At 49.8% G+C, this 12,185-nt stretch carries 9 protein-coding genes; 6 read left to right on the top strand and 3 right to left on the bottom strand.

The annotated features are described in order from the left end of the window. Nucleotides 1–269 precede the first annotated feature (269 nt). A complete protein-coding gene (locus Q8M98_07655) occupies nucleotides 270–1,367 on the bottom strand; it encodes an ATP-dependent 6-phosphofructokinase (GenBank protein MDP3114639.1) in 1,098 nt (365 codons plus the stop codon). A 117-nt stretch (nucleotides 1,368–1,484) separates the two neighbouring features. Further along, nucleotides 1,485–3,155, bottom strand: a complete 1,671-nt coding sequence (locus Q8M98_07650; GenBank protein ID MDP3114638.1) for a formate--tetrahydrofolate ligase — start codon at nucleotides 3,153–3,155, stop codon at nucleotides 1,485–1,487. A 193-nt stretch (nucleotides 3,156–3,348) separates the two neighbouring features. Here Q8M98_07650 and Q8M98_07645 point away from each other — a divergent pair, with 193 nt between their 5' ends. The 6 genes from Q8M98_07645 (at nucleotide 3,349) to Q8M98_07620 (ending at nucleotide 10,705) form a co-directional block, all read left to right on the top strand. Next, nucleotides 3,349–4,899 (top strand): acyl-CoA carboxylase subunit beta, encoded by a 1,551-nt coding sequence (locus Q8M98_07645; protein ID MDP3114637.1) that lies wholly within the window; start codon nucleotides 3,349–3,351, stop codon nucleotides 4,897–4,899. After that, nucleotides 4,880–5,761 (top strand): OadG family protein, encoded by an 882-nt coding sequence (locus Q8M98_07640; protein MDP3114636.1) that lies wholly within the window; start codon nucleotides 4,880–4,882, stop codon nucleotides 5,759–5,761. Before Q8M98_07645 ends, Q8M98_07640 begins: the two co-directional genes overlap by 20 nt. A 6-nt stretch (nucleotides 5,762–5,767) precedes the next feature. Beyond that, complete coding sequence (locus Q8M98_07635; GenBank protein ID MDP3114635.1) at nucleotides 5,768–6,487, top strand: biotin/lipoyl-containing protein; 720 nt, start codon at nucleotides 5,768–5,770, stop codon at nucleotides 6,485–6,487. A 3-nt stretch (nucleotides 6,488–6,490) separates the two neighbouring features. Further along, a complete protein-coding gene (locus Q8M98_07630) occupies nucleotides 6,491–7,618 on the top strand; it encodes a sodium ion-translocating decarboxylase subunit beta (protein MDP3114634.1) in 1,128 nt (375 codons plus the stop codon). A 73-nt stretch (nucleotides 7,619–7,691) separates the two neighbouring features. Further along, nucleotides 7,692–8,357 carry a hypothetical protein gene (locus tag Q8M98_07625; GenBank protein MDP3114633.1) on the top strand — a complete coding sequence of 222 codons (666 nt, stop codon included), beginning with the start codon at nucleotides 7,692–7,694 and terminating at the stop codon, nucleotides 8,355–8,357. Between the two features lie 293 nt (nucleotides 8,358–8,650). Further along, the gene (locus Q8M98_07620) at nucleotides 8,651–10,705 is read left to right on the top strand and encodes a T9SS type A sorting domain-containing protein (protein ID MDP3114632.1); all 2,055 of its coding nucleotides are present in this window, start codon (nucleotides 8,651–8,653) and stop codon (nucleotides 10,703–10,705) included. A 273-nt stretch (nucleotides 10,706–10,978) separates the two neighbouring features. On the opposite strand, the gene Q8M98_07615 is transcribed toward Q8M98_07620, so the two are convergent. Next, complete coding sequence (locus tag Q8M98_07615; protein ID MDP3114631.1) at nucleotides 10,979–11,755, bottom strand: FG-GAP-like repeat-containing protein; 777 nt, start codon at nucleotides 11,753–11,755, stop codon at nucleotides 10,979–10,981. Nucleotides 11,756–12,185: the final 430 nt, after the last annotated feature.

Genomic DNA, 12,185 nt, shown 5'->3' with positions numbered 1-12,185 from the left:
ATCGTGTCTTCGATTCACTCAAGCAAATGATGGCACACATGGTAGACGTGTTTGGAGACTTGACTAACGAGACTGTTTCATCGTTGTGCCATTGCAGTTATCTTGATTTATGACATTACAAAATAAACTTTGTATAATACGTTCAATGAGGCACTGCATAGTTGTTTCAATCGTTCACCGACAAACATCTCTCATCTCTTCCACCTTCGCAGCATCGGCATGTGCGCTACAGGCATACCTTTCCACAAAGTCAAAAAATCCTGCTACCCTCAATCTCCCATGGAAATGCCTAGCCCGCGGGCAGTTTTAACAATATCGGAATTGATGTCCACAAGGTTGTAGACCTTGATCGCTTCGCTGATCGGGACGCCGATGATATTGGGATGCCGGTATGCTGCCATGTGTCCCCATTTTTTTTCGAGGACGAGTTCAAAGGCTTTGACGCCAAACATCGAGGCAAGAATGCGGTCAAAGGAATTGGGTCTGCCGCCGCGTTGCAGATGACCAAGGATGGTTTCGCGGATATCGATCTCCAAGCCAGCGTCCTTGAGTTCCTGTGAAAGCCGCAAGCCCGCTCCGCCGAGCCGGATATTCATCGCGCCCGGCTCATCGTTTTCGCTGAAAGTCATCCCGCCGGCGACCGGAATGGCGCCTTCGGCGATGACCACATTGGCAAAGCCCTTTCCGGAATCTATGCGCGCGTTTATCGCTCTCACGACTTTATTGATGTCGTAAGGGATTTCGGGTATCAGGCAAACTTCCGCTCCCCCCGCGATTGATGCATGCAAAGCGATCCAACCTGCATAGCGTCCCATCACTTCCAAAATCAGGATCCGATGATGGCTGGCAGCGGTGGTGACGAGCTTGTCAACCGCGTCTGTGGCGACATCCACTGCGGTTTGAAACCCAAAGGTAAAATCCGTGTCCGAGAGGTCGTTGTCGATGGTTTTGGGGACACCGATAATCGGGCAGCCCATCTCAAAAAGCCTTTGGGAGATGCGTTGTGAGCCGTCTCCGCCGATGTTGATGACGGCTTCGATGTTTTGATAACGCAGACGATCAAGAAAATCCTGCGATCTGTCCACCAAAGACCAGGTTCCATCCGAGTTTTTCACCGGCCATTCAAAGGGTCCGCCTTTGTTGGTGGTACCGATGATGGTTCCGCCTTTGACGTGAATCCCCGCCACGCTGTCCATGGTTAGTTCCACAAGGTGCATCGGATCACGCAGGATGCCGTCGAAGGCATCGATACTGCCCAATATATCCCAGTTATGTTCTTGGGAGGCTCGTTTGACGATGGCACGGATGACAGCGTTCAGTCCGGGACAATCTCCACCGCCGGTAGCTATCAGAAGTCGTTTTTTCATACTTTGGTTCCCCCTCAGGTTGGCGTGTAAAATGTGCAATAGCCCTGATTCTGTCAAGCGTTATGTTTCCCACCAATTCTCAATTATGGTGTTTTACTCCGGTTGCCATTAGTTGGATCAAAAAAGTCCGATGATGTTTCCGTCTCCTTCGACGTCGATCACTTCGGCAGAAGGATGTTTCGGCAAACCGGGCATGCGCATGATTTCGCCAGTGATGGGAACCAGGAATCCCGCACCGCTGGCGATGACGATCTCGCGCACGGTGACGAGGAAGTCCTTTGGCCTTCCGATCAGTTCAGGGTTGTCCGATAGGGATTTCTGCGTCTTTGCGATGCAAATGGGCAGTTTGTCAAAGCCATACTTCTTGATCTTTTTCAGATCTGCCTTGGCTTCGGTGGTATAGTCAACTTTCTGCGCGCCGTAGATCTCGGAAGCGATGGTGAATATCTTGTTTTCCACCGTATCGTTCCAGTCGTAGAGCCCGCGGTATTGGCAGAAGTCTTTGTCCACCATGTCGATAACTTTTTGTGCCAGGTCGAGACCTCCGGCTCCGCCTTGGGCATGGAATTCCACAACGGAAACCTCAAAATCGTTCGCGCGGACAAAGTCAACGATAATACCGATCTCCTCATCGGTGTCCGAGGGAAAACGGTTGATGGCGATGATGGATTTCATGCCGAATTTGTGGATGTTTTCCATGTGCTTGGCGAGGTTGACCAGCCCCCCTTCCACGGCTTTGGGATCGGGCACGGAGAGATCCTTTAGCTTGGCTCCGCCATGCACCTTGAGGGCGCGCACCGTTGCCACGAGCACAACCGCGTCCGTGCAGAACCCTCCGTACTTACAGACGAGATCAAAGAACTTCTCAGCTCCGAGATCAAAGCCAAACCCAGCTTCGGTAACCACATAGTCTGAGAGCCGCAACGCCGTTTTGGTGGCGAGGATGCTGTTTGCGCCTTGGGCGATATTTGCAAAAGGTCCGCCATGCACAAATGCCACAGTGTTTTCAGTGGTTTGAACAATGTTTGGTTTGAGCGCGTCTTTGAGCAGTGCTGCAATGGCGCCTTCGAAACCGAGCTGATGCACATGCACCGGTTCTCCGCTATATGTGAAGCCCACAGTGATCTTTCCGATGCGCTCTTTGATCTCGTCCATGTTGTTGGAAAGACATAAGATAGCCATGATCTCCGAGGCGGGGGTGATATCAAATCCGTCCTCTCTGGGGAAGCCTTGTTTGCTGCCGCCCAAACCAATGACGATGTGGCGCAACATGCGGTCATTTACGTCCAACACCCTTTTCCAGGTGATGCGTCTGGGATCGAGGTGCAGCTCGTTGTCATAATAGATATAGTTGTCGATCAGCGCCGCAAGTGTGTTATTGGCAGCGGTGACGGCATGAAAATCCCCTGTGAAATGAAGGTTGATATCTTCCATGGGCAAAACCTGTGACCAGCCCCCTCCTGCGGCTCCTCCCTTGATGCCAAAGACTGGACCCAGCGAGGGCTCGCGGATGGCGACAATGGACTTTTTGCCCAATTTATTGAGCGCTTGCGAGAGCCCGATGGAAACGGTGGTTTTACCTTCTCCTGCGGGTGTTGGCGTGATGGCGGAAACGAGGATGAGCTTGCCGATGGGGTTGTCCTTCGTCGCAAAAAGCGCTTTGTAGCGGATTTTGGCTTTAAAGTCTCCATAATGATCCAAGTCATCGGGTTTCAAACCGATCTTGGCAGCGATCTCATCTATCGGTAGTAGCCTCACCTGGTGTGCAATATCCAAATCCGACTGCATTGTAACCTCCCTGATTAGGCATATTTATTTAATAACAGGATAATCCTTTTCGCCATAAAGACAAGCTCAACCGGATTACGAATTAACCATCGCCATCCTTCACCTCATCACGAAATAGCTTTACGAAAACAGGTGCTGAAAAAAAATGACCTGTAGCTATGATAAAATAATAATACAAACTAAGGATAGAGTGATGGAAACATCAAAGAAGATCATCATGCTGCGCGAAAAGCGCGACCAAGCCCGCTTGGGCGGTGGTGAGAAACGCATCAAAGAGCAGCATGAAAAAGGCAAGCTCACCGCCCGTGAACGCATCGCACTTTTAGTCGATCCGGACAGCTTTGAGGAGTTTGACCTCTTTGTCACGCACCAATGCCACAATTTTGGCATGGAGGATACCGTCTATTCCGGAGACGGTGTCGTCACCGGCTGCGCAACCATCAACGAACGCGTGGTCTATGTCTTTGCCCAGGATTTCACCGTGTTTGGCGGCTCGCTATCCAAAACCTATGCGGAGAAAATCTGCAAAGTGATGGACATGGCACTCAAGAACGGCAGCCCCTTGATCGGACTGAACGATAGTGGCGGAGCACGCATCCAGGAGGGCGTCGATGCACTCGCAGGTTATGCCGAAATATTTTGGCGCAACGTGATGGCAAGCGGAGTCATCCCACAGATTTCGGCAATCCTCGGTCCCTGTGCCGGTGGAGCGGTCTATTCCCCAGCGATCACAGATTTTATCATCATGGAAAAGCACAACAGCTATATGTTTGTGACCGGTCCCAAGGTCGTCAAAACTGTGCTCAACGAAACGGTCACCACCGAAGACCTCGGAGGCTCGGGAGTGCATACCAGTAAAAGCGGCGTGGCGCACTTCATGTCCAACAACGAGGAAGAAACCATGATGCTGATCAAGATGCTGCTCAGCTATTTGCCTTCGAACAACATGGAAGATCCGCCTTACACGCCCACTCACGACACAGTGAACCGTTCTTGCGAAGCCCTCAACCATATCATTCCGGAAAATCCGAACAAGCCCTATGACATGCTTGACGTCATCCACGAACTCGTGGACGAAGGCGAATTCCTGCAAGTGATGAAAAACTATGCCCAAAACATCCTCGTCGGCTTTGCCAGAATGAACGGACACCCCGTGGGCATTGTCGCCAACCAGCCAAAAGTTCTTGCCGGGGTTCTTGATATTGATGCCTCGGTCAAATCTGCGAGATTTGTGCGTTTCTGCGATGCCTTCAACGTTCCCATCATCGTATTGGAGGACGTCCCCGGCTTTCTTCCCGGAACGAATCAGGAACACAACGGCATCATCCGCCATGGCGCCAAGATGCTCTATGCCTTTGCGGAAGCTACGGTTCCAAAGATCACCGTCATCCTTCGCAAAGCCTATGGTGGTGCCTATTGCGTGATGAACAGCCGCCACATGCGGGCTGATCTTGTCTATGCGTGGCCCAGTGCTGAAATCGCGGTGATGGGTCCCAAAAGCGCTGTCGAAGTGATCTTCCGCAAGGAAGCCCAAGCCTCGGATGATCCTAAAAAAGCACTGAAGGAAAGGGAAGAAGAATACCGCGAGAAATTTGCCAATCCCTACAACGCCGCCGAACGTGGCTTCATAGACGATATCATCGAGCCCGCACGCACTCGTTTCCGTCTCATCCGTGCGCTGGAAATGCTTGCCAATAAAAAGGATAGCATTCCAGCGCGTAAGCATGGAAACATTCCTTTATGATCGGGAACAATACATGAATCTGAGCCGACTAATCCTGCCCTTGGCAATGCTGCTCATTTTCTTCCCTCTGATCGCACAACCAGCCTCGTTGAGCGTCCAACCGGCGATTCCTGATAGCCTTTCCATGCTGAGAGAAGCGGAGATCATGGACGAATATGGCTTCACTGACCGCTATAAACTGATCGATGTCGCCAAAAAGCTTGATATCGCCGATCTCGATAAATGGAAGAGCTATCTCAACCTCGAACCTGGAAACAAAGTCCTAGACGAAATGAGCCTGCGCAAACTCGGCATCACTCCTTACCGCGCCCTCCTGGCTCAACAGTATAGCATACATGGTTTTAACGAACTTTCCACCGTGTCCGAAACCGCGGCGCTCAAAAAAATCCCGATCAAGAAAATGCGACAGCTGCTGGGCTACGACCCCCTCAGCGGATCGCGGGATAAATCCTCCCTGCAGGCTCTGGGTATCAAGCCGGACAGCATTGAAAGCATCTCCCGGAATTTTGACGACCATATAATGTCCTACAGCGTTTCCGTCACCATCGTAGGCATGCTGATCGTGTTTTCCGCGCTGCTCATCACCAGCCTCATCATCAGCCAGCTTTTTCACTTCAACGTCAACCCAAAGCCCAAAGATAAGACCATCGTCGTTTCCCATTCCGGCATACTGCTGAATAAGCCCAAGGGCATCAACAGCAATGTGATCGCGGCAGCCGTCATCGCTCTTCATCTCTACAAACTCAGTATTGATGAACGCCGCAAACTGGTGCTCACCTTCAAACGCACTCCCACTAACCAGTGGCGTGCCAGCAGCGTGATGTCCATGCCAAACCGCGAGTTTTCAAACAAAAGGAGATAAGCAGCAATGAAGACCTACAAACTTGTGATCAGTGGCGAAAGGTTTGAAGCCCAAGTGATTGAATATAACGGAACCCATGCCAAGATAAACATCAACGGCACGGACTATATGGTTGAAATCCTTGACGATGCGCTTTCCAACGTGCCCAAGCTCGGACAACAGGACCAATCCGTTCCGCTCGCGCCGGCATTTTCCAGCGATTTCGATCTCAGCGGCGGAGAAATGCGTGCCCCCATTCCCGGAGTGATCGTTTCCATCCCCGTCAAGGAAGGCGACAAAGTGATAAAGGGACAAACGATCATCGTGCTCGAAGCAATGAAGATGGAATCCGAGATCGCCTCGCCAATCGATGCTGTAATCGCCAAGATCCTCGTCAAGGAACGCTCCCCCGTGCAGGAAGGCGACGTGTTGATGATCCTTTCCGGCGAGGAAGTAAAGGGAAAAACCGCATCTTCACGCCCGCGTGTTCAGGGGCAGCAAGCAGCGGCACAACCGGTTGAAAAATCCATGGATCATATCCTCCGTGCTCCTATCCCGGGGATGATCATCGAAATCAAAGTGCGTCCCGGAGACAGAATCCGTGAGGATCAGGTCGCCCTCGTTCTCGAAGCGATGAAGATGGAATCGGACATCCACAGCACCAGAAAAGGCAAGGTCAAAAAGGTTTATGTGCAAAAGGGAGACAGCGTTCAGGAAGGCGATCCCCTGATCGAGATAGAGGAATAGCGCATGGAAGAGCTTAGGCAGTTTCTCCAAACCACCGGTTTTCTCAATTTCACCGTTGGCAACATGGTGATGATCATAGCGGGGTTGATCTTTATCTATCTTGCTGTCACCAAAGAGTTTGAACCACTGCTATTGATTCCTATCGGCTTTGGCATCGTGTTGGGGAATATTCCAGGCGTGGCGCAGCAAGGCTTGGGCGTCAGTTCCGAGGGTTCGGTGCTCAATTATCTCTATTTTGGCGTCAGCAAAGGCGTCTATCCCGCTTTGATCTTTCTCGGTATCGGCGCGATGACGGATTTTTCCGCTCTGATCGCAAATCCCAAGTTGATCCTATTGGGGGCGGCATCCCAATTTGGCATCTTTGCCACCTTCATGGGATCTATCCTATTGGGATTCAACATCATGGAAGCCGCGTCTATCGGCATCATCGGAGGAGCGGATGGCCCCACCTCGATCTTCCTTTCTTCAAAGCTTGCCCCGCACTTGGTCGGTCCGATCGCACTGGCTGCCTATTCCTATATGTCCCTCGTGCCGGTATTGCAACCGCCGATCATGAAACTGCTCACCACGAGTAAAGAACGCGTCATCCGTATGAAAGCAATCCGTGTGGTCAGCAAACGCGAAAAAATCTATTTCCCCCTGGTCGGATTCGTCGTGACCGCACTCATCGCACCCGGCAGCGTAGTGCTGTTGGCGATGCTGTTTTTAGGTAATCTGCTTAAGGAAAGTGGCGTCACGGAAAGGCTGGCACTTTCCGCCAGAAGCGTGATGATCGACATCGTGACCGTCCTGATCGGCCTCACTGTCGGCGCCAAAACCACTGCGGACACTTTTCTCACCCCCACGGCACTCAAGATATTTGCGCTCGGTGCGGTTTCATTTTGCGTGGCAACCGCCGCGGGCGTAATCTTTGCCAAGATTCTCAATCTGTTCTTGAAAGACAAAATAAATCCGCTGATCGGAAACGCCGGAGTTTCCGCTGTTCCAGCTTCGGCACGTGTTTCCCAGACCATGGGTCAAAAATATGACCGATCAAACTTTCTGATCATGCACGCGATGGCTCCAAACGTTGCCGGAGTGGTAGGTTCGGCGGTCGCCGCCGGTGTTCTTTTGGGCATCTTGGGAGGATAGGCTTTTATTTGTCTTGACAAATTCTTTACCGATGTTTAAAAAGGCAAAATAAACTCACAAGGAGATGGAGAAGATGAAACGTCTGATTGTATTATTGATACTGATGACCATGTTTTACGGTCTTGTCGCCGAAACTGAAAAAGACACTTTCAGGGCTGCCGATACGGGTTTGCTGCTGATCCCCACCGCCACCACTCTGCCGGGAGGACGATATCAGCTGTCCACATGGTGGTTGGTGGTTTACAGCTTGGGATATGGTCTCACAGACGATTTGCAGATCAATGGCACCACGGTTTTTCCCTTTAATAAGGAAGCATTGGATGGACTTACTTTAAGCGGTAAATATCGGTTTTACAAAAAGGGACGTCATTCCGCTGCTGCCTGGCTGACCACCACGCCTTTTTTGGACTTAGTAAGTCTCGGCGGGGTTGGATCTTACCATTACAAAGCCCTCCGGCTACATGGAGGTCTGGGACTGGGTTTGGACTATGGTAAAGATGAGCAAATCGGTGTGTTTATGGGTGGATTCGACGTAAGTATGGGCACAAGGCGTGCGTTTTTTACCGAGTTTTTTGCGGCGGATAGAACGATTAGCGATGATCTTAGATATCCCATTACCTTGGGCTACAGACACTTTGGCAAGGACTATTCAGCGGATTTGGCAATGGTTCGGATGGCTCAAGTGGATAAAGATCAGTGGCTGTGGCTCCTGATTTTAAAGGGGTCTTTCCACTTTTAACCGAGATCATGCCGCGAAAGCGATGGTTCGTTGTGTAGCGCAGCATACCGATGCTGCGGAAGGGAACATTTTCGCAGGATCGGCATATACCCCGATAGGTTCGAGGACAAGCTCTGCTCAATGGTGAAAACAAGGAAAACGAAGCTCACTATTTCTCGATGAAGCCTACAAATGCCGGGGTATATCGTTAGGGGAAGGTAATCCGTCTCCAGCGCTTACTTGCGTCCACCGGCGATTTTCTGCTTGACAAGTGAAGTGCTCTACCAGAGAATGCAACCAACCTGGAGGTAGATATGAAAGCTCTAAGGATTGCCATGCTGGGCGCCCTGCTCAGTCTTGAAGCAGTGTGCGTTTTCGGGACATACAGCGTTTCCGTCGATCCCGTGCAGGTTATGACAAGCTGGTATGATTACATGATCGGCGGCTACAATGATTTGCCGATGCAGGAGATTCCCCCTCTGTTCGGAGGTGGCAGAATCATGACCTACCATGCCAGACGAACTTCGAACGGCATACGCAAAGTGTATTTCACCTATATTAACGACGCGGAGCAGATGCAGACGGTGACAGACCCTTGGATTGACGCCTCCCGCAATATGGGATATCCCTCCATAGCCATGGACAGAACCATGGGCAAGCCTTTCTATGCCTGGCATGAAAACCATGATACCGACAACCTTTTGGAGGTCGTTTCTTTTTATGAGAATTTCCCGGTCGGATTTCCCGGACACTACAGTCCGGTGCAGCCGGTTTTCGATCCCCCGGTCGGTCCACCCGGTTATGAAAACGATCATTTCATCTGGCCCAGCATCCAGACAGGACCATCTCCCATCCCCGGAATGCGCAGAGTCTATATTCTGGGCAGAAACCAAGTATCAGTGAACAATCGTCCATCCCCGAATGTGCTGATCGCTCATGCGGATTACGACGACGCGATGCTGCTCAATATGCAAAGCCTGAACTGGTCATACACCACGATTCCCGAATTGGACGATTGGCACGTAGATAACACCCAAATCTATAGACGGTTGTTTGGCAGCTTCGCGGTCGGCAATGACGGCAATATCTATTACGCGGGCTATCATTTTGCCGTTGATCCGGCTACCTTTATTGCTGTCAACGAGCCGGATCTGGATGTCTTCGTATGTGATAATTATGGTCAAGGAACCTGGCAGAGACATTCTTTCCGGAGCAAAGTCCCATCCTACAATCCATACAATCCCATTCAAATGATCCATGCGTTCAACAATGCCAATGGACCCATTCCCGATGAGGATATCTTTTACGATATCTCAAATTCTTCACACTTCAATGCCGTGATCGACAGACAGGGCAAACTGCATGTCCCGGGTTTATGGACTCTGAAGATAGACGGGCTGGTCATGACGAATGGCTTCAACACGGTCAAAGAGTTTGTCTTTGATCCGGTCTCCACGGAATTTGAGATCCGAGAGATATTCCCAATCGCAGGAACGAGCAGGGACGATTTTTGGTGGATGCCCTGGGACGCCGATGGGGACTACAACGCCGATGTGTGGCACTATTTGCAGCCCCAGCCAGAATTTACTTGTCATTTTCCTTTCTGCCACTGGGACGAAAACGAGCAAAGCGGTGCCATGTATTTTCACTATAATTACGTGCGGATCACGGAAGACGATGCAAGCGGCACGATGGCGTGTCTGTGGCAGGATAGCCAAAAAGCCCGGTATTACAATCTCTATCCGGCAGACTATCCGGAATACGCGGCTTATGAGGATTCGCCGGAGATCTATCTCGCTGTGAGCTTTGACCGCGGACAGAACTGGCAGGAACCGATAGTATTGAGCGCTGTCAATACTGCTCAATTGAGCGGCATGACTCCGATGTGGGTTTATCCATCAAATAGGTTCATGGATGTCGGCGCCACGGAGGAATCGATCCAAAAAAGACTCTATCTGATGTTTATGGATGATAACATGTGGGGTCCGACGCTGCCTCCTATAATTAGTATAGACTGGGGAAACATCAAGTATATGGCTCTGGATTTGAGCGCTCCCGTTTCAGTGGATGATCCGCAAACCCCACAGATGCCTTTTGCCGTTCTGCATCAGAACTATCCCAATCCCTTCAATCCTTCCACTACGATTGCATATCAAATCCCTGAGAGTGGGAATGTCCGGCTTGAGGTTTACAATTTGAAGGGGCAAAAGGTTCGGACACTGATAAACGAATCCAAGGCAGCCGGTATGCATAGCGTGGTTTGGAATGGTACTGATCAATCCGAACGCAGTGTCGCCAGTGGCATTTTCATTTACCGATTGATTACTGACAGCAATTCCAGCAATAAGAGAATGCTCTTACTTAAATAGTGACAACTATCCTGGGATGGTGAATTTGATCCGTCACTGATCCATCACTGAACCATCACTTCCGCAGCATCGGCATGCTGCGCTACAGTGCCTTTTTCGTATATTTTGACGGGCAAATTCTAAAAACCTCGTTTCATGAGCTGCTGCCTGGAATAACGGGTGCAAATTTGTAAGAGCGCGGAGTACCAACGGCCAAAGAGTAATTATCGATTTGCAAATGCTTCAGAAAACCTATGTAATTTAGTTCGAAGGACATCCTCTTGTCATTTGATCCTATTTTAGCAGAAGCATTTTGCGTATGACCACTGCAGTGGGAGTTTGCAAGCGAAGGAAATAGACTCCTGAGGAAACGCGGACCCCATGCTTATCACTGCCATCCCACAAAAGTTCGAACTCACCCGCGGTTTGTTTCCCTGTGGAGAGTGTCGTAACATTTTGCCCTTTAAGATTATAGACGGTGAGGCTGAACGATGTGGACTTGGACAGTGAAAAGCTGATTTTAGCCAAATCACTAAACGGATTGGGGATGATTGAACGGATAGTAGTGGAGAATAGGGGAGGCACTTCCTCGCTTTCCGAGCTATAAGGAATAATGGCAAACACGGAATCGGAAACCTCCACAATAGCGCTGTTGCCATCGCACTCAAGCTTCAAAATACCTGTATTGATTTCGATGAATATATTATTGCCATCGTTGCGGTATAGTTTCGTGACGATTTGATATTCTCCGGCATCTCCGCAGTAAAACAGATCTAAATCTCCATCGCAATCATAATCAACCCAATTTATGCTTCCATAACCTACACCAGGCAGCCCAGCGCCTATGTCTGTGAATGTCCCATCCGGATTGCCCCGGTAAATTGATGTAATCGAAGAACTCCCAGTTAAACCACAAAGCGCTACATCCGCATGACCATCTCTATTGTAATCACTCCAAGCTACGGAACTATATAATGTGAAATAAAAAGGATTCAGACTTGTGAACTGCCCGTAAGCATTAGCCACAGGAAAAATCACAATTGTAAACAGCAAGAACTTCAGCATATTCATCCTCACACCTCACAGATTTTCAGTTTAGTCTCAAATGTTGATATAAATTCCAACTCATCTTCAGACCCTTTGAAGTCCTGCACAACAGGTCTTCGCCTCATATAATCTATATTTATTATCAATCGCATCCATAAAAATCGACTGGATGCACAATAAGACAGCGGCTGATTTCTTGTCAACATCTTTTTCATAAACAAATCTCCCTAAGGAGAGAGACTGTTCAATATCTCCAACGATACTTCCCTGCAATTGTAGGTTTCATCGAGAAATAGTGGGCTGAGTATTGCCGTAGCCCAAGTTTCGCATTTTAGGGACTAAGTTATTGGTATATATGACAGTCATTTTTCAGTTAGGCACTAAACTCTGTGTTTGGAGATGATTTGATTTTTGAAGACTTTGACGTTCAGCAGGGAGTAGATTTTGTCTGCCT

The organism is Candidatus Cloacimonadaceae bacterium (assembly GCA_030693415.1).
In the GTDB taxonomy this organism is placed as follows: Bacteria; Cloacimonadota; Cloacimonadia; order Cloacimonadales; family Cloacimonadaceae; genus JAUYAR01.
Note: the sequence above shows the minus strand (reverse complement) of the source record. Positions and strands in the feature narration are given on the sequence as shown.